The sequence below is a fragment of the Pseudomonas sp. NFACC39-1 genome, from assembly GCF_900110355.1.
In the GTDB taxonomy this organism is placed as follows: domain Bacteria; phylum Pseudomonadota; class Gammaproteobacteria; order Pseudomonadales; family Pseudomonadaceae; genus Aquipseudomonas; species Aquipseudomonas tehranensis.
Genome location: NZ_FODL01000002.1, coordinates 138843 through 161467 on the forward strand (window position 1 = coordinate 138843; position 22625 = coordinate 161467).

General features: G+C 60.2%; 19 protein-coding genes. 10 read left to right on the forward strand and 9 right to left on the reverse strand.

Annotated elements, in window-relative coordinates; genetic code table 11:
* Nucleotides 1-23: 23 nt before the first annotated feature.
* Entirely contained in the window at nt 24-452 is a 429-nt protein-coding gene (locus tag BMY45_RS04910) for a type VII toxin-antitoxin system HepT family RNase toxin (RefSeq protein WP_092395272.1), read from the reverse strand.
* On the reverse strand, nt 442-837 hold the full coding sequence (locus BMY45_RS04915; RefSeq protein WP_092395275.1) for a type VII toxin-antitoxin system MntA family adenylyltransferase antitoxin: 396 nt from the start codon (nt 835-837) through the stop codon (nt 442-444). The genes BMY45_RS04910 and BMY45_RS04915 overlap by 11 nt, the downstream gene beginning before the upstream one ends.
* 344 nt (nt 838-1181) lie before the next feature.
* Here BMY45_RS04915 and BMY45_RS04920 point away from each other — a divergent pair, with 344 nt between their 5' ends.
* Nucleotides 1182-1820 (forward strand): peroxiredoxin, encoded by a 639-nt coding sequence (locus tag BMY45_RS04920; protein WP_092395278.1) that lies wholly within the window; start codon nt 1182-1184, stop codon nt 1818-1820.
* 112 nt (nt 1821-1932) lie between these two features.
* On the opposite strand, the gene BMY45_RS04925 is transcribed toward BMY45_RS04920, so the two are convergent.
* Nucleotides 1933-2568 carry a TetR/AcrR family transcriptional regulator gene (locus BMY45_RS04925; RefSeq protein ID WP_092395281.1) on the reverse strand — a complete coding sequence of 212 codons (636 nt, stop codon included), beginning with the start codon at nt 2566-2568 and terminating at the stop codon, nt 1933-1935.
* Between the two features lie 287 nt (nt 2569-2855).
* Nucleotides 2856-4232, reverse strand: a complete 1377-nt coding sequence (locus BMY45_RS04930; protein ID WP_047226058.1) for a glutamine synthetase family protein — start codon at nt 4230-4232, stop codon at nt 2856-2858.
* Between the two features lie 278 nt (nt 4233-4510).
* Between BMY45_RS04930 and BMY45_RS04935 the strand changes: the two genes are divergently transcribed.
* From BMY45_RS04935 to BMY45_RS04970, 8 genes are all read left to right on the forward strand, one after another.
* Complete coding sequence (locus BMY45_RS04935; protein ID WP_092395284.1) at nt 4511-5287, forward strand: gamma-glutamyl-gamma-aminobutyrate hydrolase family protein; 777 nt, start codon at nt 4511-4513, stop codon at nt 5285-5287.
* A 41-nt stretch (nt 5288-5328) separates the two neighbouring features.
* Nucleotides 5329-6687 (forward strand): glutamine synthetase family protein, encoded by a 1359-nt coding sequence (locus BMY45_RS04940; protein ID WP_047226056.1) that lies wholly within the window; start codon nt 5329-5331, stop codon nt 6685-6687.
* 60 nt (nt 6688-6747) lie between these two features.
* Complete coding sequence (locus BMY45_RS04945) at nt 6748-8112, forward strand: aspartate aminotransferase family protein (protein WP_092395287.1); 1365 nt, start codon at nt 6748-6750, stop codon at nt 8110-8112.
* A 181-nt stretch (nt 8113-8293) separates the two neighbouring features.
* Nucleotides 8294-9406, forward strand: a complete 1113-nt coding sequence (locus BMY45_RS04950; RefSeq protein WP_076386499.1) for a polyamine ABC transporter substrate-binding protein — start codon at nt 8294-8296, stop codon at nt 9404-9406.
* Nucleotides 9407-9620: 214 nt separating this feature from the next.
* Nucleotides 9621-10688, forward strand: coding sequence for a polyamine ABC transporter substrate-binding protein (locus BMY45_RS04955; RefSeq protein ID WP_092395990.1), 1068 nt, complete (start codon nt 9621-9623; stop codon nt 10686-10688).
* A gap of 71 nt (nt 10689-10759) precedes the next feature.
* A complete protein-coding gene (locus BMY45_RS04960) occupies nt 10760-11902 on the forward strand; it encodes an ABC transporter ATP-binding protein (protein WP_092395290.1) in 1143 nt (380 codons plus the stop codon).
* Nucleotides 11899-12819: an ABC transporter permease subunit gene (locus tag BMY45_RS04965; RefSeq protein WP_092395293.1), complete on the forward strand. Its 921-nt coding sequence runs from the start codon at nt 11899-11901 to the stop codon at nt 12817-12819. Before BMY45_RS04960 ends, BMY45_RS04965 begins: the two co-directional genes overlap by 4 nt.
* The gene (locus tag BMY45_RS04970; RefSeq protein WP_092395296.1) at nt 12816-13703 is read left to right on the forward strand and encodes an ABC transporter permease subunit; all 888 of its coding nucleotides are present in this window, start codon (nt 12816-12818) and stop codon (nt 13701-13703) included. Before BMY45_RS04965 ends, BMY45_RS04970 begins: the two co-directional genes overlap by 4 nt.
* Before the next feature lie 345 nt (nt 13704-14048).
* Here the strand turns inward: BMY45_RS04970 and BMY45_RS04975 are convergent, their stop codons facing one another.
* The 4 genes from BMY45_RS04975 to BMY45_RS04990 form a co-directional block, all read right to left on the reverse strand.
* Nucleotides 14049-14390, reverse strand: a complete 342-nt coding sequence (locus BMY45_RS04975; RefSeq protein ID WP_092395299.1) for a carboxymuconolactone decarboxylase family protein — start codon at nt 14388-14390, stop codon at nt 14049-14051.
* Between the two features lie 103 nt (nt 14391-14493).
* Entirely contained in the window at nt 14494-16902 is a 2409-nt protein-coding gene (locus tag BMY45_RS04980; protein WP_092395302.1) for a penicillin acylase family protein, read from the reverse strand.
* 356 nt (nt 16903-17258) lie between these two features.
* A complete protein-coding gene (locus BMY45_RS04985) occupies nt 17259-19379 on the reverse strand; it encodes a type III effector (protein WP_092395306.1) in 2121 nt (706 codons plus the stop codon).
* An 11-nt stretch (nt 19380-19390) separates the two neighbouring features.
* Entirely contained in the window at nt 19391-19879 is a 489-nt protein-coding gene (locus tag BMY45_RS04990) for a CesT family type III secretion system chaperone (protein WP_092395309.1), read from the reverse strand.
* Between the two features lie 151 nt (nt 19880-20030).
* Here BMY45_RS04990 and BMY45_RS04995 point away from each other — a divergent pair, with 151 nt between their 5' ends.
* The gene (locus BMY45_RS04995; RefSeq protein WP_092395312.1) at nt 20031-21149 is read left to right on the forward strand and encodes a transglycosylase SLT domain-containing protein; all 1119 of its coding nucleotides are present in this window, start codon (nt 20031-20033) and stop codon (nt 21147-21149) included.
* 204 nt (nt 21150-21353) lie between these two features.
* On the opposite strand, the gene BMY45_RS05000 is transcribed toward BMY45_RS04995, so the two are convergent.
* The gene (locus tag BMY45_RS05000) at nt 21354-22511 is read right to left on the reverse strand and encodes a serine hydrolase domain-containing protein (RefSeq protein WP_092395315.1); all 1158 of its coding nucleotides are present in this window, start codon (nt 22509-22511) and stop codon (nt 21354-21356) included.
* Nucleotides 22512-22625 lie beyond the last annotated feature (114 nt).

Genomic DNA, 22625 nt, shown 5'->3' on the forward strand with positions numbered 1-22625 from the left:
CTTTTTGCGTTTTCGGGGCAGCGCTATGGTGCTGACTGGGTGGCGTCTTTACGCAGGATGAACGCGCTGAATGCCAGAAAGTCGTCCAGGTGCCGGGTAATGATGGCAACCATGATTGGCAGTTGCAGGGCTTGATAGTCATGCACGGCGATATTTCTGAAACCCACCATGTTTTTCAGATTTTTCACCAAGCCTTCTTCCACCCAGCCACCTTGAAAAAGCAACTCGAAGACATCCCGGGCACTTTGCGGGACGCCCAATCGCTCGCGGCGAATCAAATGTTGGCCCATATCCAGTGCCGCTTCACACGCACGCTGAATATTCAGAACAGCCGAATCCTGGCGAGTGAAATCAGTCGCGAAGGTGGCTGGATCCTTGTCGTATTCCTCCCGCACCCTGGCGACGCAGCGCTCAATGCTCGCCGCTTTGTTGACCAATACATCATCGACCATACACATTGCCTTCTGTGTGAATGTCCTTGAGCAGGCCGGCCCGAGCGGCGTCGAAAGCGGTTTTTTCACTGAGAATAAAACTTTCGAACAGCCCCGCCTGGACGTCCCTGGCCCACAGTCGCCGACCTCGGGTCACGATCTGGTATTGCATGACGGTCGTTGCCGCGCCTAAATCAATCAGGTCCACCGGACTCCCGGCGATATCCGCCAAGTCTCCTGAAAGCTGCCATAACAACACAGGGTCGACCCGGCCAGGCAAGAGCACTGCCATATCGACATCACTGTCGGGGCCTGCGGTCCCCTGTGCATGGCTGCCGAACAGGTAGACCGCGAGTAGATCAGGCAAATGGTTTTGCAGATGAGTCAACAAGGCTTGAGTGTTCATGCTGCCTATCCTAGCCGGTCGTCCAGACAGCGGGCCAATAATTTACTTATCAAAGGCGCAAACAAAGCCGATAAGAAAAAGCCCCGCTCGGCAACACACCGGACGGGGCTTTTTGCGTTTTCGAGTCGGGCCCACCCCTGTAGCCTTTCTCGAAGCTTCTCCTCTTTCAGCAAATCGAGGCTTTCTCGAACCTCAGGGCAATCCTGGCTCCGATGGTGCTCCGGCGCCAGTGAACAGTTTTTTAATATTTGAAAACGTTATAAACAAATCGACATTCGGTCTTTCTAAGCCGAGTCAAACGCAGGCACAGTTGGGCTCCCCAAGCACCCCATCAGGAGCTGCACATGAGTCTCAGACTGGGCGACATCGCCCCCGACTTCGAACAGGATTCCAGCGCGGGCAAGATCCGCTTCCACCAATGGCTCGGCGATAGCTGGGGTGTGCTGTTTTCCCACCCGGCGGATTTCACCCCGGTATGCACCACCGAGCTGGGCTTGACCGCCAACCTCAAGGGTGAATTCGACAAACGCGGCGTCAAGGCCATCGCGCTATCGGTGGACCCGGTGGACTCGCACCAGAAATGGATCGAGGACATCAACGAAACTCAGAACGCGGTCGTCAATTTCCCGATCCTGGCTGACGCTGACCGCAAGGTCTCGGACCTGTATGACCTGATTCACCCCAACGCCAGCGACACCCTGACCGTGCGTTCTCTGTTCATAATCGACCCGAACAAGAAGATTCGCCTGACCATCACCTATCCGGCCAGCACCGGGCGCAATTTCAACGAGATCCTGCGGGTGATCGACTCATTGCAACTGACCGACAACTACAAAGTCGCCACCCCGGCCAATTGGCAGGAGGGCGATGAAGTAGTGATTGTGCCGTCGCTCAAGGATGAAGACGAAATCAAACAGCGTTTCCCTAAAGGCTATCGCGCGGTGAAGCCCTACCTGCGCCTCACCCCACAGCCCAATCGCTAAGGCAAACGCAAAACCTGTGGGAGCGAGCCTGCTCGCGATAGCGGTCTATCAGCCATCAATGCTGCTGGATCCGACGCTATCGCGAGGGCGCCCACCGCATGATGAGGTTGCGTCAGACGCTCTCACGTTTGGGCAAATACGGTGGCAGATACAACCCCAGGTAAGCATCGAACACCCGCATGCCTTCTTCGGCCATGCGCGGGGTGATCTGGCCGTGTTGCTGCACCGAGCGGGCGTAGACGCGGTCGCCCAGTTCCATGGCCAGGGCAAACACATCAACATCATGGGGCAGTGCTGGCAGCTCGAAATGGCGAGCGAAGAGCTTGTGCAACAATTCGCCGAGTTCGAGATCGTGCTGGCGGTCGGCCTGGATGACTTCGGTCAGGCCATGTTGGGCCAGGATCAGTTGGCGGGCGGCGGCGTCCTGGCTGTAGATGGTGAGCATGCGTTGCTCCACCAACCGCGACAGGTCGTGCCAGTGGTTCAGTCGCGCATGATCGATCGGCACTTGCAGGCAGGCGCGAAAGGCCGCGTGGACGTCGGCGGTCAGCCCTTGCAGCAGGGCCGGGACGCTGGCGAAGAAGTGATACACCGAGGAGGGCGGGATGCCGGCGCGTTCGGCGACGCTGTAGATCGACAGGCTGGCCACGCCTTCGGCAGCAAGCAGCGTGCGGGCGGCATCGAGAATCGAGTCGATCCGGGCCTGGCTGCGGGCGCGAGGCTTGCGAGGGGTGGCGGTGCGAGTCATCGGTGTCTCCTGCGGGGCTGCCGGGCATTGTACGCAGAGCGGGCGGTGGGTCCATAGCTTGTGCTTGTGGGGAAAGGAATTCCTGTGGCAAGGGAGCTTGCTCCCGCTGGGCTGCGAAGCAGCCCCGAAGTCAGTCACTGCGGTGCTTCAGGTTGACCGATTTAGCTTTTTTGGGGCTGCTGCGCAGCCCAGCGGGAGCAAGCTCCCTCACCACAATGGGTGTTGTGAACAGCCAAAAAAAACGCCGCAGCCTTTAAGGGCCGCGGCGTCATTTTTACTGCAACCGCTTACACGGTATGCAGGTACCAGTTGTACTCAAGGTCGGAGATGGAATGTTCGAACTCCTCCAGCTCGCTTTCCTTGCAGGCCACGAAGATATCGATGTATTTCGGATCGATGTACTTGGCCATGACTTCGCTGTCGTCCAGCTCGCGCAGGGCATCGCGCAGGTTGTTCGGCAGGCTTTGCTCGTTCTGCTCGTAGCTGTTGCCTTCCACCGGCGCACCGGGCTCGATCTTGTTGACCAGGCCATGGTGCACGCCAGCCAGTACGGCGGCCATCAGCAGATACGGGTTGGCGTCGGCGCCGGCCACGCGGTGTTCCAGGCGCACCGCATCGGCGGAGCCGGTGGGTACGCGCAGGGCCACGGTGCGGTTGTCCAGGCCCCAGGTCGGCGAGTTCGGCACGTAGAACTGTGCGCCGAAACGACGGTAGGAGTTCACGTTCGGGCAGAGGAAAGCCATCTGCGCCGGTAGGGTCTCGAGCACACCGCCGATCGCGTGACGCAGTGCGGCGTTCTGCTCGGGATCCTCGCTGGCAAAAATATTCTTGCCATCCTTGTCCAGAATCGAAATGTGAACGTGCAGACCGTTGCCCGCCTGGCCTGGATACGGCTTGGCCATGAAGGTGGTGTCCATTTCATGGTCGTAGGCGATGTTCTTGATCAGGCGCTTGAGCAGTACCGCGTAGTCGCAGGCCTTGATCGGGTCGGCCACGTGGTGCAGGTTCACTTCGAACTGCGCCGGGGCACTTTCCTTGACGATGGCATCGGCGGGAATGCCTTGCTCCTTGGCTCCCTCCAGAATGTCCTGGAGGCAATCGACGTATTCGTCGAGGTCGTCGATCAGGTAGACCTGTGTCGAGTGCGGGCGTTTGCCGGAGATCGGCGAGCGGGGCGGCTGTGGGCGTCCATTCACGTTCTCCTGGTCGATCAGGTAGAACTCCAGCTCGAATGCCGCGCAAATGGTCAGGCCCAGCTCATCGAACTTGGTCACGACTTGGCGCAGCACTTCGCGAGGGTCGGCAAAGAAAGGGTCACCTTCAAGTTCGTGCATGGTCATTAACAGTTGCGCGGTAGGACGCTTCTGCCAGGGCTCGTTGCACAGGGTGTCAGGGATTGGATAACAGATCCGGTCAGCGTCGCCGATGTCCAGGCCCAGGCCGGTGCTTTCCACCGTGGAGCCATTGATATCCAGGGCAAATAAAGAGGCCGGCAGGTTGATGCCTTTCTCGTAAACCTTGTGGAGGCTGGTGCGTTCAATGCGCTTGCCGCGCACCACACCATTCATATCCGCAATCAGAAGGTCAACGTACAGAACCTCAGGATGTTCCTTAAGGAACGCGTTCGCTTCGTTAAGCTGAACGGCACGCGGGGGTACCGACATGATGCAACACCTTTGTTGTTAAAAATATCAATCATTGATCTCTTCTAAACCCAGTCAACCCGAACGGCATGCCGAAGTCAAGCTGGGCCTTTTTTGCTCTAAAAAAGCACCTGCGGGGCTTTTTTGAGGCAATTTGGGGCGTTTTTTTCCCTTTGGAGGAGACGACGCCCGCAGGCTTGAGCGGGCCGTGTTGTATTTTTTACGGGGGTGTTGTGTAAAAAAATGAACAAGGCTAAGCTCGATTCAAACCCATAACAGCAATAATACCGGGGTGCTTCATGTCTCGCCTGCCGTTAATCGGCGTCACCACCTGCTCCAAGCAGATCGGTCTGCATGCTTATCACATCAGTGGCGATAAATATTCCCGGGCTGTCGCGACAGCCGCCAAGGGTCTGCCCATGATGATCCCGTCCCTGGCGGATCTGTTCTCGCCGTCCGATATTCTGGACGCCCTGGACGGCATTCTTTTTACCGGCTCTCCTTCCAATGTAGAACCTTTTCATTATCAGGGCCCCGCCAGCGCGCCGGGCACTGCACATGATCCTGCACGCGATGCCACCACCCTACCGTTGATCCGCGCCGCTGTAGCTGCCGGCATCCCGGTGCTGGGTATCTGTCGTGGGTTCCAGGAGATGAACGTAGCCTTTGGCGGCAGCCTGCATCAGAAAGTTCATGAAGTCGGAACGTTCATTGATCATCGTGAAGACGACACTCAAGCGGTGGATGTCCAATACGGTCCTGCCCACGCCGTGCATACCCAGCCTGGCGGCATCCTGGCAGGTCTGGGGCTGCCGCAGGTGATTCAGGTCAATTCGATCCACAGCCAGGGTATCGAGCGTCTGGCACCGGGGTTGCGGGCCGAAGCGGTGGCGCCGGATGGCCTGATCGAGGCTGTGTCGGTGCCAGGAGGCAAGGCTTTTGCTTTAGGTGTGCAATGGCACCCTGAATGGGAGGTAAGCTCCCATCCGCACTACCTTGCGATTTTCCAGGCATTTGGCGATGCCTGCCGGGCAAGGGCAACACAACGCGACGCCGATGCGTCAAACAACGCCTGACTACTAAATGGCAGCCAGGAAACTCACGCCTAGAGGCATTTATGAGTAACAACCTCGACCAGCTCACCGATTGGTTGAAAGACCATAAGATCACAGAAGTCGAATGCATGATTGGCGACTTGACCGGTATCACCCGGGGCAAGATTTCGCCGACCAACAAGTTCATTGCCGAAAAAGGCATGCGCCTGCCCGAGAGCGTTCTGCTCCAGACCGTTACGGGCGACTATGTCGAAGACGACATCTATTACGAACTGCTCGACCCTGCCGACATCGACATGATGTGCCGCCCGGACGAAAACGCAGTGTTTCTTGTGCCCTGGGCCATTGAGCCCACCGCCCAGGTTATCCACGACTCCTACGACAAGCATGGCAACCCGATCGAACTGTCGCCGCGCAACGTGCTCAAGAAAGTGCTCAAGCTCTATGCCGACAAGGGCTGGCAACCGATCGTCGCGCCGGAAATGGAGTTCTACCTGACCAAGCGCAGCGACGACCCGGACTTCCCGTTGCAGCCGCCCATTGGCCGCTCCGGTCGCCCGGAAACCGGTCGTCAGTCGTTCTCGATCGAAGCGGCCAACGAATTCGACCCGTTGTTCGAGGACGTCTACGACTGGTGTGAACTGCAGGAGCTGGACCTCGACACGCTGATCCATGAGGACGGCACGGCGCAGATGGAGATCAATTTCCGTCACGGCGACGCCTTGTCCCTGGCCGACCAGATCCTGGTGTTTAAGCGCACCATGCGCGAGGCGGCGCTCAAGCACAACGTAGCCGCCACCTTCATGGCCAAGCCCATGACCGGCGAGCCCGGCAGTGCGATGCACCTGCACCAGAGCATCATCGACAAAGACACCGGCAAGAACGTCTTTTCCAATGAAGACGGGACCATGAGCACGCTGTTCCTGAATCACATCGGGGGGCTGCAGAAGTTCATCCCCGAACTGCTGCCGCTGTTCGCCCCCAACGTGAACTCGTTCCGCCGCTTCCTGCCGGATACATCGGCGCCGGTGAATGTGGAATGGGGTGAAGAGAACCGCACCGTGGGCCTGCGTGTGCCGGAAGCCGGGCCGCAGAACCGTCGGGTGGAAAACCGTTTGCCGGGCGCCGACGCCAACCCGTACCTGGCGATCGCCGCCAGCCTGTTGTGCGGCTACATCGGCATGGTCGAAGGCATCAACCCGAGCGCGCCGGTGGTGGGGCGAGGGTATGAACGTCGCAACCTGCGCCTGCCACTGACCATCGAAGATGCCCTCGAGCGCATGGAAAACAGCGCCACCATCGAGAAATACCTGGGCAAGAAATTCATCACAGGCTACGTCGCGGTCAAGCGGGCCGAGCATGAAAACTTCAAGCGCGTCATCAGTTCGTGGGAGCGGGAATTCCTGCTCTTTGCCGTCTGAAGCGCCGGGCGGGGCTGCTTCAGGCAGCTGCGCCCCCACCGATCTACAAGGAGAATTCGCATGACCGGCAACAATCCGCAAACCCGTAAATGGCAGGCCCTGAGCAACGATCACCACCTGGCGCCATTCAGCGACTTCAAGCAGCTCAAAGAGAAAGGCCCGCGCATCATCACCCACGCCAAGGGCGTTTATCTCTGGGACAGTGAAGGCAACAAGATCCTCGATGGCATGGCCGGCCTCTGGTGCGTGGCCGTCGGCTACGGCCGCGACGAACTGGCCGACGCCGCCAGCCAGCAGATGCGCGAGCTGCCGTACTACAACCTGTTCTTCCAGACCGCTCACCCGCCGGTACTGGAATTGTCCAAAGCCATCGCCGACATCGCCCCTGAAGGCATGAACCACGTGTTCTTCACCGGCTCCGGCTCCGAAGGCAACGACACCATGCTGCGTATGGTCCGCCACTACTGGGCGATCAAGGGCCAGCCGAACAAAAAAGTCATCATCAGCCGCAAGAACGGTTATCACGGTTCGACCGTGGCCGGCGCGAGCCTGGGCGGCATGACGTACATGCACGAGCAGGGCGACCTGCCGATCCCCGGCATTGTCCACATCGCCCAACCTTACTGGTTCGGCGAGGGCGGCGACATGAGCCCGGAAGAGTTCGGCGTATGGGCCGCGAACCAGTTGGAAGAAAAGATCCTGGAGATCGGCGTGGACAACGTCGGTGCCTTCATCGCTGAGCCGATCCAGGGCGCGGGCGGAGTCATCGTGCCGCCGGACAGCTACTGGCCGCGCATGAAGGAAATCCTCGCCAAGTACGACATCCTGTTCGTGGCCGATGAAGTGATCTGTGGTTTCGGTCGCACCGGTGAGTGGTTCGGTACCGATCATTACGGGTTGAAACCCCACATGATGACCATCGCCAAGGGCCTGACCTCCGGTTATATCCCCATGGGCGGCCTGATCGTGCGCGACGATGTGGTGGCGGTGCTCAACGAAGGCGGCGACTTCAACCACGGTTTTACCTATTCCGGTCACCCGGTTGCCGCGGCGGTGGCCCTGGAAAACATCCGCATCCTGCGCGACGAAAAGATCATCGAGCGCGTTCACGGCGAAACGGCACCCTATTTGCAGCAACGCCTGCGGGAACTGAACGATCATCCCTTGGTGGGTGAGGTGCGCGGGGTCGGTTTGCTGGGGGCGATCGAACTGGTCCAGGACAAGGCCACGCGCAAACGCTACGAAGGCAAGGGTGTGGGCATGATCTGCCGGCAGTTCTGTTTTGATAACGGGCTGATCATGCGCGCCGTGGGTGACACCATGATCATTGCGCCGCCGCTGGTGATCAGCAAGGACGAGATCGATGAGCTGGTGACCAAGGCGCGGCACTGCCTGGACCTGACGCTCAGTGCGCTGCAAGGCTAAGTGCTAGGCTCTGAGCGAGGCGCCCGTACGGGCCTCGTCCGGCGTAAACAAAAGGCTGGGCTTTTGTTGAAAGGCTGGCCTGTAACTTGCCAGACTACCGGCGGTTCAAGTTGCCCGCGATCCGGCTGCTGAACGACGGCTAAGAAGAATAACTGGAGCATTTTTCATGAAGGCATTAGGCATGAAGACATTAGGTATGAAGATGGCTGGCAAGACCCTCCTCGCCATGTCCCTGACGGGCGTGATGGCGAGTGCTGTTCAGGCGGACGACAAAGTGCTGCACGTCTATAACTGGTCCGATTACATTGCACCGGACACGGTCGCCAAGTTCGAGAAAGAGACGGGGATCAAGGTCGTCTACGACGTCTTCGACAGCAACGAGACCCTGGAAGCCAAGTTGCTGGCGGGCAAGTCCGGCTATGACATCGTGGTGCCGTCGAACAACTTCCTGGCCAAGCAGATCAAGGCTGGCGTTTATCAGGAGCTGGACAAGTCCAAGCTGCCGGACTGGAAGAACCTGGACACGGACTTGCTCAAGGCCGTGGGCGACGCCAGCGACAAGGGCAACAAATACGCCTTCCCCTACATGTGGGGCTCCATCGGTATTGGCTACAACCCGGAGAAGGTCAAGGCCGCACTGGGTATCGACAAGATCGATTCGTGGGACGTGGTGTTCAAACCGGAAAACATGGCCAAGCTCAAGAGCTGCGGCGTGAGCTTCCTCGATGCTCCGACCGAGATGATCCCGGCGGCCCTGCATTACCTGGGCAAGCCGACCGACAGCAAGGACAAGGCCGACCTGAAGGCCGCTGAAGACCTGTTCCTGAAGATTCGTCCTTCGGTTGCCTATTTCCACTCCTCCAAATACATCTCGGACCTGGCCAACGGCAACATCTGCGTGGCCGTGGGTTACTCCGGTGATCTGGAGCAGTCCAAGGAGCGCGCCAAGGAAGCGGGAGACAAGGTCAAGCTCAGCTACGTCATTCCCAAAGAAGGCGCCGGCACTTTCTACGACATGGTCGCCATTCCCAAGGACGCCGAGAACGTCGAATCCGCCTACAAGTTCATGAACTTCCTGATGCAGCCGCAGATCATGGCTGAAATCACCAACGCCGTGCGTTTCCCGAACGGCAACAAGGCGGCCACGCCTCTGGTGGACAAGGACATCACCAGCGATCCGAGCATCTACCCGTCTGACGAAGTGAAGAAGCAGCTGTATGCAATCAGTGATCTGGATGCCGGTACGTTGCGTTTGATCACCCGCAGCTGGACCAAGATCAAGTCCGGTAAATAAGCCGGTCTGAAGCATCTTCCTGTTGCCGCCGGCATCGCGGCGGCGGCAACGGGAACAATTAAATGACTAAAAGTTTTGCTGGATCGGTTTATCGAGGGTAAGTTGCGCGCCGGTTTTGTTGCAGGGCACATCGCTGCCAGGTAACGGGGGCAACTTGGGCCCAACTATTTAAGAGGACCTCCACGTGCCTGTTTTTTCTTTGTTACGCAATGCCATGCTGATCGGTGCCGGACTGACGCTTGCCGTCAGCGTCCAGGCTGCCTCCACCGTGCATATTTATAACTGGTCGGACTACATCGGCGAGACCACCCTGGCGGACTTTGAAAAGGCCACCGGGATCAAGCCGGTGTATGACGTGTTCGATTCCAACGAAACCCTGGAGGGCAAATTGCTGGCCGGTCGTACCGGTTATGACGTGGTCGTGCCGTCCAACCACTTCCTGGGCAAGCAGATCAAAGCCGGGGCGTTCCAGAAGCTCGACAAGTCGCAGTTGCCCGAATACGCCAACCTGGACCCGGTGCTGCTCAAGCGCCTGGACAAGAACGATCCGGGCAACCAGTACGCCGTGCCTTATCTGTGGGGCACCAACGGCATCGGCTACAACGTCGAGAAGGTCAAGGCTGCGCTGGGCGTCGACAAGATCGACTCGTGGGCCATGCTGTTCGAACCGGAAAACATCAAAAAGCTGTCCAGCTGTGGCGTTTCGTTTCTCGATTCGGGCGACGAGATGATTCCGGCGATGCTCAATTACCTGGGCCTGGACCCCAACAGCCAGAACCCTGAAGACTACAAGAAGGCCGAGGCCCAGCTGCTCAAGATCCGGCCTTACGTGACCTACTTCAACTCCTCCAAATACATCTCCGATCTGGCCAATGGCGAGATCTGCGTGGCCGCCGGTTTCTCCGGTGACATCTTCCAGGCTCGCGAACGTGCTGAAGAAGCGAAAAAGGGCATCGAGATCGCTTATGTGATCCCTAAAGAGGGCGCCAACCTCTGGTTCGACATGCTTGCGATCCCGCGCGACGCCTCCAATGCCAAAGAAGCCCACGCCTTCATCAATTACTTGCTCAAGCCCGAGGTGATCGCCAAGGTCAGTGATTACGTCGGCTATGCGAACCCGAACCCCAAGGCCGGCGAGCTGATGGACCAGGATGTGCGCACCGATGAAGCGGTTTACCCACCGCAAGCAGTCGTCGACAAGCTTTACGTCAATTCCGAGCTGCCACCCAATATCCAGCGCGTCATGACCCGCAGTTGGACCAGGGTCAAGTCAGGCAAATAGCGCCAAGCGCTTTAACTATTCCAAGGCTCGTCCGCGCAGGGCGAGCTGCAAATTTTGTGGGAGTTTCGTAAATGGCAGTTGCCTCCGGCGCCTATAAGAAAGCCCTTGAGGGCGACCAGACACCCAAGCAGGTGTTGGTCAAAATCGACCGGGTCACGAAAAAGTTCGACGAGACGATTGCCGTGGACGATGTGTCCCTGGAAATCAAGAAAGGCGAAATCTTCGCCCTGCTCGGCGGTTCGGGATCGGGCAAATCCACCTTGCTACGCATGCTGGCGGGTTTCGAACGGCCCACGGAGGGGCGCATTTTCCTCGACGGTGTAGACATCACCGACATGCCGCCCTATGAGCGGCCGATCAACATGATGTTCCAGTCCTACGCCTTGTTCCCCCACATGACCGTGGCGCAGAACATTGCTTTCGGCCTGCAGCAGGACAAAATCCCGAAAGCCGAGATCGACGCCCGGGTGGCCGAAATGCTCAAGCTGGTGCAGATGAGCCAGTACGCCAAGCGCAAGCCGCATCAGCTCTCCGGCGGCCAGCGTCAACGTGTGGCCCTGGCCCGTTCCCTGGCCAAGCGGCCCAAGCTGTTGCTGCTCGACGAACCGATGGGTGCCTTGGACAAGAAGCTGCGTTCGCAAATGCAGCTTGAGCTGGTCGAGATCATCGAGCGGGTTGGCGTAACCTGCGTCATGGTGACTCACGATCAAGAAGAGGCCATGACCATGGCCGAGCGCATCGCGATCATGCATCTGGGTTGGATCGCCCAGATCGGCAGCCCGATCGACATCTACGAAACACCCACCAGCCGGCTGGTCTGCGAGTTCATCGGCAACGTCAACATCTTCGAGACCGAAGTGGTGGACGACGCCGAAGGCCATGCGGTGCTGACCTGCAAGGACCTGGACCGCCATATCTACGTGGGCCACGGCATCAGCACCTCGGTGCAGGACAAGTCCGTCACCTACGCCATCCGCCCGGAAAAGCTGTTGGTCACCGCCGAGCAGCCAGACTGCGAGCACAACTGGTCCAGCGGCAAGGTCCATGACATCGCCTACCTGGGTGGCCATTCGGTGTTCTACGTCGAGTTGCCGAGCGGCAAGCTGGTGCAGTCCTTCGTCGCCAACGCCGAGCGCCGTGGTCAGCGCCCGACCTGGGGCGACCAGGTATTTGTCTGGTGGGAAGACGACAGCGGCGTGGTGCTTCGCTCATGAACATGCGCAAATTCAAACGCCGACTCGACCGAATAACGCCCGGTGGCCGTCAACTGGTCATCGGGGTGCCCTTCATCTGGCTGTTCCTGTTCTTCATGCTGCCGTTCTTCATCGTCCTGAAGATCAGTTTTGCCGAAGCCGACGTGGCCATTCCGCCGTACACCGAGATCTACAGCTACATCGACCAGAAGCTGCAGGTGCTGCTCAATTTCAGTAACTATGTGCTGCTCAGCGAAGATGATCTGTACATCGCCGCCTACCTCGGCTCGCTGAAGATGGCCTTGATCAGCACCGTCTTGTGCCTGCTGATCGGCTACCCGATGGCCTACGCCATCGCCAAGGCCCGCCCGGAACTGCAAACGGTGCTCCTGCTGCTGATCATGATGCCGACCTGGACCGCGATCCTGATCCGCGTCTACGCCTGGATGGGCATCCTCAGCAACAACGGTCTGCTCAACGGCTTTTTGATGAGCATGGGCTGGATCAGCGAACCGCTGCAGATCCTCAACACCAACCTGGCGGTGTACATCGGCATCGTCTACTCGTACCTGCCGTTCATGATCCTGCCGCTCTATGCCAACCTGGTGAAGCACGATCCCAGTCTGCTGGAAGCGGCGTCGGACCTAGGGTCGAGCACCTTCAACAGCTTCTGGAAAATCACCGTGCCGCTGTCCAAGAACGGCATCATCGCCGGCTGCATGTTGGTGTTCATCCCGGTGGTGGGCGAGTTCGTGATCCCGGAACTGCTGGGCGGCCCGGAAACCCTGATGATCGGCAAAGTGCTGTGGCAGGAATTCTTCAACAACCGTGACTGGCCGGTGGCGTCCGCGCTGGCAGTGGTGATGCTGGCGATCCTGATCGTGCCCATCATCCTGTTCAACCGCAGTCAGGCCAAAGAAATGGAGGGCAAGGAATGAAGCGCTTCAGTTTTTCAAGCCTGATGCTGGTGCTGGGTCTGCTGTTCATCTATGCGCCGATGCTGATCCTGGTGATTTACTCTTTCAACGCCTCGAAACTGGTGACGGTGTGGGGCGGCTGGTCGATCAAGTGGTACGTCGGTCTGCTGGACAACAGCCAGTTGATGGGTTCGGTAGTGCGTTCCCTGGAAATCGCCTGCTATACGGCAATCGCCGCGGTGGCCCTGGGTACACTGGCGGCCTTCGTGCTGACCCGCATCACCCATTTCAAGGGCCGCACGCTGTTCGGCGGCCTGGTGACCGCACCGTTGGTGATGCCGGAAGTGATCACCGGTCTGTCGCTGTTGCTGCTGTTCGTGGCGATGGCGCAGATGATCGGCTGGCCCCAGGAGCGTGGCCTCGTCACGATCTGGATTGCCCACACCACGTTCTGCTCGGCCTATGTGGCGGTGGTGGTCTCGGCACGCTTGCGTGAACTGGACCTGTCCATAGAAGAAGCGGCCATGGACCTGGGGGCGCGGCCGTGGAAGGTGTTCTTTCTGATCACCATCCCGATGATCGCGCCATCGTTGGCGGCGGGGGGCATGATGTCGTTCGCCTTGTCGCTGGACGACCTGGTGCTGGCGAGTTTCGTCTCCGGTCCGGGCTCGACCACCTTGCCGATGGAAGTGTTCTCGGCGGTACGCCTGGGGGTCAAGCCGGAAATCAACGCCGTGGCGAGCCTGATCCTGCTGGCCGTATCGTTGGTAACGTTCCTGGTCTGGTACTTCAGCCGCCGCGCCGAAGAAAACCGCAAGCGGGCGATCCAGCAAGCCATCGAAGAAAGCGCTGCCGACTCCTGGAAACAGCCAGACCCGCGCCGGGCCGAGACCGCGCCGGTCTGACCGGACGCTGAGTCACTGTGGGGGCGGGCTTGCTCGCGATAGCGGTGTGACAGTCGACGAAGATGTTGAATGTCAGTCGCCTTCGCGAGCAAGCCCGCTCCCACAGGTCTTTTGGTTGCCCACAAATCCGGGGGCAAGGCCCCAATCCAATGTGGGAGCGAGCCTGCTCGCGATAGCGGCGTAACAGTCAACCTTGATGTGTCTGACAGACCGCCTTCGCGAGCAAGCCCGCTCCCACAGGGGGGCTGCGGACCGAATATCGCCGGTCGCCCCCCAATCCAATGTGGGAGCGAGCCTGCTCGCGATAGCGGCGTAGCAGTCAATGAAGATGTCAGTGATCGCCTCTCACTTCTTCAACGCATCATGCGCTTCCAGCGCCCGCAGGGAGTAGATATACGCCGCGCCGGCATTCAGCGAAACCGCAGTGGCCAGGGTGGCGGCGATCTCTTCGCGGGTGGCGCCAGCCTTGATGGCCGCATCGGTATGCACGCCGATGCAGCCGTCACACCGGGTCGTGATCGCCACGGCGATGGAGATCAGCTCCCGGGTCTTGGCATCCAGCACGTTGTTATCGGCCGCGGCTTCATCCAGGGCCATGTAGGCCTTGACCATTTTCGGATTGCTTTTGCCCAGGGCGCCGAAGGCAGTTTTGATGGTGGGCAGCAGCTCGGACCAGTTGATGAACATGGGGGGACTCCATAAAGAGGGGTAGTTGTTAAACCCGTTCAGTCTTGACCATAAATAGCGTCCAAGCCTGTTAATTGATGAAAAGCGCTGCCCGCCATTGGACTCAGGGTTCGGCTCCGACCGGCAGCAGCTTCAAGGTGCTGCGGGTATTGGCCATCACTTCTATTTCGGCCAGATGCGCCTGGTAGTACAGCCCTTCGATGTAAGCCTCGGCTTGATCCGCGTAATGCGCGTCGAACGGCACGCCGCTTTGGCCGACGGGGTTGACGGTGACGCTGTGGGTCGGATCGGCGAAGTCGATAATGCGCCGGGTGGAAGGACCATAGGTCACTGGCCAGGGCGCCGGGCCGATTTTGGCCGAGAGGTTGTTGGGCACTTCATGGGTGCCGGGTGCAGCAAAGGGGCCGACGTTGAAGATCCGGTCCAGTGGCTTTTGCAGGCCCAGCGGATGACCATGGGTCAGGGTGTGTGCCTTGCCCCATTGCCATTGGCTGGCATCGTCACCCAGGGTGGCCCTCAGGTGCACCAGGCTCTTGCCCCAGGCGCTCATCACCGTGTCGGCACGGGTCTCCTTGCCCGGGGTGGTGCGATCGTCCCACCAGGGCGAATCCTCTGAGGCCGCCAGGCGTGGCAGCGCGGCGTCGATCACTCGGGTCGACAGCGCGGTTTCGAAGAGCCCGTCGCCCAATTCATCGTGCAGCGCGGCGTCGGCCAGGTTGAAGAGGAACTGGTTGAACAGCGTGGCGCTGATGGAGTCCAGCGGATAGTCGCCCTGCCATTGGGCCAGTTGCTCCACCCATTTGCGCTCCCGGGGGGCGCTGACCCCATTACGCAGCACCGCCAGCAAAGGCGCGAGCAGACGCGGGCCGTAGGCGGTGGTGGTGCCCAGTTGCAGTTTCTGGGTGGTTTGAAGGTCCCACTTCGCTTGCTTGTCGCTGAGCTGGAGATTGAGTTGCTGGCCGCGGTCGGCGAGGTTGTAGTAGCCCGGTATCTCAATGCCGCTGGCCGGTACCGGCTGGAAGTTGGCCGAGACGATGTAGCCCCGCGCCGGATTTTCTTCCTGGGGGTTGCTGCTGAACGGGTAGAAGCCTTCCTTTTCCGCTTCCGGGCTGCTGCCATCGAGGATGAACCCGGGTTTCACGCCGGCCGGCCGCTTGGGCAACTGCGCGGCGGCCCACCAGCCGATATCGCCCTTGGCGTTGGCCCACACGACGTTCAGGCCCGGCGCGTGGATCTTGGCCGAGGCACTGCGGGCCTTGGCCAGGGTATCGGCGCGGTTGAGCTGGTAAAAGGCGTCGAGGATCGGGTTGCGGCTTTCCAGAAAACCCCACCACATGGCGATCGGTGTCTTGCCGGCGTTGGCGCCGAGAGCATCGTTGACGATCGGGCCGTGGGGCGACTGGCGTAGCACCAGCGTCACCGGCGCCTGGCCCTTGACCGCGATCTGTTGTTCGCTGCGGGTCATGTCCACCCATTGGTCGCGATACCAGACCTGTTGGGGATTCTCAGGGTTGACCCTCTCGGCGATCAGATCCAGGTCGTCGTTCTGAAACATGGTGATGTTCCAGCCAAAATCCTTGTTCATGCCCAGCGTCGCAAACGGCATCAATGCCTGGTAGTGCCCGTAGAGCTCGAAACCCGGCGCGGACAGATGCGCTTCGTACCACACCGATGGCGCGGAAAAGCGGATGTGCGGATCACCCGCCAGCAACGGCTTGCCGCTGAGGGTGCGGTTGCCGGAAACCGCCCAGGCGTTGCTGCCTTCGAACTGCGGCAGGCCGTTCTCGGTCAGGGTCTGTTCACTCAGGCGGGCCAGGGCGTTGAGGTCTTTCCAGTCGGCGGCGGCCAGGGGCAGGCCGCTCTTGCGAGTCTCGACCAGCACGCCCTTGGGCTGCCAGTCGAGGTCGAAAATGTTCAGGTAGTCGCTGCCCAGCTGATCGCGCACATAAGTCAAAAGCGGCTCGGTGCGAAACGCTGCCGCAAAACTGTAGGCCATGTAGCCGGTAATGCTCACGGTATCTTCGGCGGTGAAGGGACGCTTGGGGATGCCCAGCACATCGAATTCCACCGGCCTGGCGTGGGTTTCCTGGTAGCGGTTGATGCCATCCAGGTACGCCTGCATCGCGATCCAGGCCGGGGATTGTGGGTCTTGTTCGGTCACATAGGTCGCGGCGCGCTCGCGGATGCGCAGGCTGCGCATTAGTTTGTCGGTGTCGAGCAGCTTCGGCCCCAGCACCTCGGCCAGTTCGCCACGGGCGAGACGGCGCATGATCTCCATTTGAAACAGCCGGTCCTGGGCATGGACATAACCCAGAGCGCGGTACAGATCGGTTTCGTTTTCAGCACGGATATGCGGCACGCCGCGCTCGTCATAGCGCACGGTCACCGAGCCCTGTAACCCCTGCAGTTGCACCGTGCCCTGGCGGGTGGGCTGCTTGCTGTAGAGGTAGCCGCCCGCGACGATGATGGCGGTGACGACCAATGACAGGAAGGCGATGAGGGTGCGTTTCATGGTGATTCCTTATTCTGGTGACAGCGGTCCCATGGTCTCGCTGTTGATTCCCTGTTTAGCATACGGCCGCTTCCCGGCGCATCGTCCGTCGGAGGGATTTTCTCCAAGCTGCTTCATGGGCCGGAGTATAAGCGGCGCAAGATATCGGGCGGCGGCTGGGCTGGCGGGGCTGGCGCCGAAAATCGCAAGGCTATCGTTGATCGGCACAACAATCACGTCTGCCGTCGTCGAAGTGCAAGGGCTGTAAGTCGGCGTGTGTCAGGGGGGCCGGCCGCAGGAAGCTCCTGCGGCCGGTGATGGGAGGGGAGGTTTAAGCCGGTGACCGTCGAGCCATCAAAGAATGGTCCGACGGGTCATCAGCTTGGCCGGGTAGCCGGCGCCGGTTCGGTGGACGGCCCGCCCTGGGGTGGCGCTTCGCCTCGTTCGGCCAACTCCATCGTGTTGCCAGCCGCCGTATCCTTAGGCCGTACTACCACGCTCTTGACCCACTCGGCACCCAGGTTGAGCCCAGCGACCGTGGCTTGCGGAACCAGTTGAGAAGCACCTCGAGTGCCGTGATAGAGGTTCTCGCCTGCGCGCCTCCAACCGGGGGGCTGGGTATGGGGCAGGCTGTCCCGATTTGCATTCGTGAGGTTCTGCCATGGAACGTTGGCGCGTGCGGTCAGGTCGTCCTTGCCGTCGTTCAACGCTTTGTTTTCCAGTGGTGCCGCTACGCTGTTGGCGAAGAACGGAAGCAGGGTCAGGCCCGAGGAGAAGAAGGTCGTGATGATCTGCTGCATTTTTTCCAGTGTCTCGGCATCTTCGCCTGGCGCGGCGGCGTCTCCCACTGCGGTGCGCATGGTAATACCTGCACCGACGCCAATGATTCGGTTGGCATAGTCACTGATATTGGCCATGTTGGTCGGGAGTACTTTGCTTGATTCGGCAAATGCCTTGGGCAGGAGCTCTTTCCATTCGCGCGTTTCGTTTTTGACCCGGTAGGTTGGGATCTTCTCGTCACCGTGGGTTTGAGAGTATTTGAACACTGCCTGACCGCCGGCCATAAGCGTGCCACCGACAGCGGACGCCAGGCTGCGGGCGCCGATGCCCGAAGCGTTCACGCTGGTGAATTGATTCAGGACTTCTCGTACCGCATGAGCCGCACCGAAAGCGATGTAACCGGTGAAGTCGCCGCTGATGGTGCCAAAGTTATTGGCGTTTTGTTTAAGCAGGAAATCGGTGCGCTTGTCTTCCTGCGTCTTGTCGAGCGCCTCGCGGTTAGGATTGGCAACCCGCCGCCCATTCATCGTCACCTCTTGCAGGGCCTTGGGGTACACCGACAGCGGATCGACCTTCTCCAGGCCACTGCCGATGGTTTTATCGACGATGGTCTGGATGATGGGGCGGGCGCTGTCGCTGACCACTTTATGGGCGGCCCCCAGGACGGCCGAGGTCCCAGCAGCGTGGGCTGCAAGGTGCGTACCGGCCAGCTCATCGTCGATTGCCGCGGTGCTGGCGCCGAAGTGAGTCGAGGAGGCGAAGCCTTGCGGGATGCCCGCATCGGCAAATACCGCCAGCCCCGTCCGGAATCCACTGTGGGTCTTGAGGTCAGCGACATAGTCCTGGCGACCGACGTTTTTGAGTGCCGTGTCCAGCACCTCGTTTTTCTTCGTCGCCTTCGTCAGCTCGCTGGGGGTGTCGTCCTCCTTGTCCACTAACTCCTCAAACTCCACCTGAACCTTGATCAGTTGGTTCAGTTCAGAGGTCGCCTGGTCTCGTTCGGGCTGGGAAAGGCTCTTGTTGTTCATCACACTGCGTGCGTGCTCGATGCGGCTTTCCATAAAGGTATTCAAGCGATCGGGCAGCTCTTGCGTCATGGCTTGCATGACGCCTTTGGCGTAGCCGCGGAAGGCTGCATGACTGCTTTGCAGTGACTTCAGGTCATCTCCCTCGGGGGTGTTGTCGATGACCTCCTGGCACAACGAATGATAGGCGCCGAGGGTGTTACCCACGCGCCCGCAATGTTTATCCCAGACGGCTGCGAAACCGCCGCTTTCTTTTCTGGCTTCCTTGCTCATGCCCAGGTATTCATTGAAATCCTTGGCGAATGCCTCGGTTTCCTCCTGGCCCGACAGCATCGGATGGGGCGCGCTGCCCAGGCCGGCCAGGTGCTTGCGTACCTCTTGATAGTGGGTGCCCGGCGCGTAGTCCAATGCCTTGCCTTCCAACGCCATGTGCGCCCGAGCGAAGCCGATAGGGTCGCTCTCGGGGTCCATTTTGCCGAGCTTTTTGATATCCGCCGTCAGACGACTCTGCAGGGTGGTGAATTTTTCCGCCGTCGCATTGCTTGCCTTACCGGCGAAATGGTAAGGCACCAATGATGCGGTGGAAGGGCGAACCTGCTCGGACAGGCGGGTGCCTATCGGTCTGATTTCATCGTCCTGTTGTTGACGCAACGCCGCCGCGCTGGTGCTTTGGCCTACTGATAAATCTGGCATGTCATGGTCTCCTAGAGCGACAGGGTGCTGGTGAGCCCTGCGCTACGCGGGGTGGGTTTGTGCTGGACGGTGCTGGCGGCCTGGCCTGGGCTGGCGCCATCGAAGAAGTAGCCGTTTCGCCAGATGAGCGCCATGTCGGCGGCACCGCCCATCACCCCGAGCAGGCGCTCGGCCGTGAGGGTTTCCAGGGGGACGTGGCCGATCAGGATCACCTGTTGGCTGTCACGGTTGTACGACAGCGAAGGGCAGAACGCCCCGCTCAGCAGGTACAGGTTGGTTTCCAGCAATCGCTGCAGGACCGCTTCGCGATTCGCCTCGGGCAGCGCCCCAAAGCTGCAGTAGATGAAAACATCCCCCTCGCCCACACCCGGCGTGTGCTTCAGGGAAAAGTCGACTTCCTTGACCGACAGGTTGGCCTGTTCGTAGAACGCTGACGGGGTTGGAATCATCGTGAGTTCGCACAGCTGATCGATCAGCTTGCAATAGGTGGGTGACGTCATGATTGACCTCGCATTGTCATCCAGGCACCGATGAGCGCCTGCTGCCCCTGATGAGTGACAACTGCGCCATTTCGGTTCCACCCCACCGCGTGGAACCGCTGGCGGGTGATCCGCCACCCAATGGCGCCACCTCATTCAAGGTTGACCGCCCATGCCCCGATCACTTGCACCTTTGCCGGCCCTGCGATTCGTCCCCAAAGGGTTGTCCATGCTGGCCATGGGGACCTTGCTGTACGGATGCCAGCACCTCGAACCGCAGCTGACCATCGGCGATCGTTTCGCCAACGAGCCCTACCGTGCCCAGCCGCGCTGGCTCGAGCCGGTGCCCACGGACACGCTCATCGAGATTGGCGAGTCATCCCCGCAAAGCGGCGGCAGCCTGTGGGCACGCATGCGCCAGGGATTTTCCTTGCAGGGAAAAACCCAGGGCGTGGCGCGCATCGACGAACAGCGTCGCTGGTTGATGCAGCGCCCGGCTTTTCTCACCCAGACCGGACGCGCCGGCAGTCGTTACTTGCATTTCATCGTGGGCGAGTTGAACAAGCGCAACATGCCGCTTGAGCTGGCGTTGCTGCCGGCGATCGAGAGCGGGTTCAATCCCAATGCACAGTCGCCTGCCCAGGCCTTGGGACTCTGGCAGTTCATTCCAGCCACCGGTCGCCGTTACCAGTTGCAACAGCGAGGCGACTACGACGAACGTCGGGACATTCCGTCATCCACCCGGGCCGCCCTGGATTATCTCTCCTACCTCCACGAATACTTCGACGGTGACTGGCTGCTGGCGCTGGCCGCCTACAACGCCGGGGAAGGGCGGGTACGCGAGGCCATTACGCGTAATCGTGCTCGTGGCCTGGCGACCAACTATTGGAACCTGGCGTTGCCCGGCGAAACCCAGAACTACGTGCCACGGTTGCTGGCGTTATCGCAACTGGTCAATACACCCGAGCACTACGGGGTGAGCCTGGCGCCCATCGCAGACCAACCCTATTTCCAGATGGTCGCGCTGGCACAGCCGGTGGACCTGTCGCAGTTGGCGCAATTGTCGGGTGTTCATGAACGGGAGTTGCGCATGCTCAATCCAGCCGGGCGTGGCCGGGTCAGGGGACGCTTGCTGATGCCCGTGGAAGCGTCGCGCAGGCTCCTGGCGCAACCGGACATGATCGCCAAAGCGGCGCTGCCCCGCGTGAGCCCAGGCGAAGAGCAAGTGGTCGCTTCGCCGGATACGGTCGAGCCGCAGGTCGCCGAGGCGGCAGTGCCGCCTGGGGTGTGAGTGGACTGGCCGGGATGCGATTTATCTCAAAAAGTAAATGTATTTGTGGCGAGGGGATTTATCCCCGTCGGTTGCGCAGCAACCCAGAACGTTGAACGCGACCAACCTGGCACACTGCTGTGGCAGGCTCCAGGGTCGCTTCGCAACCCAGCGGGGATAAATCCCCCCGTCACAAGGTTCAAATACCCTGGCGACTAGCCGGTTCTACAAACAACCCATCGCGACGTCCGCCAAACCTCGTGCGCGAGGGTCCATCAGGACGTAGGAACCAATGGTGTTGCAGGCGAAGCCGAACGCTACGCCGCGCTCGGGGTCGGCAAAACCGATGGTGCCGCCGGCGCCCATGTGGCCGAAGGCATCGGTTCCCATGCCGTAACTGCCATTCGCCACGTCCGATTGGTTGAGCATGATACCCAGGCCGAAACGTGTGTGGGTCTGGAGGGTCGGGTCGTATTCAGCGCTGTGCTCGCGCAGCATTTCGTTAAGCAGGGGCGATTCCAGTAAACATCCGTCGAGCAGCCCGGCATAGAACTTCGCCAGGCTGCGCGCGTTGCCGTGGCCGTTGGCCGCTGGCTGGGTCATGCGCTTCCAGCCCGTCTCGTTACTGCGCCCCAACGCCATCGGTGGATTGGCGAAGGCCAGTGAACTCATGGCGGTGGGATCGTTGAGCACGTACTGCAGGACCCGACCAAAGGCCTCATCGTCAACTTCATCCTTCGTCCGTGCCATGTAGGCGCATCGAGCAATAGTCGCGTCGTCCAGACCCAGGTGGAAATCCAGCCCGAGCGGCGCCGCCACCCGTTGGTGGATGCTTTGCGCCGGCGTCAGGCCGTCCACCCGGCGCAGCAATTCACCCAGGATCCAGCCGAACAGCAACGGCGAATACGTCTGCTGATGTCCCGCGTCGGCCCACGGCTGCTCCTCGGCGATCAGGGCGGTCATGGTCTCCCAGTCGTAAAGGGTTTCCGGTGCCAGGGGCGTGCGCAGTGCCGGCAGCCCGGCGCGGTGGCACAGTACTTGGCGCAGGGTAATGGACGCTTTGCCTGCGTTGGCGAATTCGGGCCAGTAGCGGCAGACCGGTGCGTCCAGGTCCAGGCGCCCTTCGCCGACCAACTGCATGATCGCCACCGCCGTGAAAGGCTTGGTACACGAGAACAGGTTGAGCAAGGTGTCGCGTTGCCAATGCCTGTCCGGTTCCGGCCCGGCTATGCCAGACCACAGGTCGATCACCGTTTCCCCGTCGATCTGGATGCAAAGGGCTGCGCCGCGTTCGAAAGGGCTTTGCATCAGCCCGATAAACGCCTCTTTGACCGGCTCGAAGCGAGGGTCACAGTGGCCGTGGATGGAAAGTGCATGCGTCATGTCGGCTCCACACAAGGTTGAGGTTTCCCCTTGAGTGACGGTGGCCGGGCAAACGGTTCACCCCGTCATTCAGTGCGTCCGATGGAATCTTTTCGCCGGGCTCCGCCACTCAGG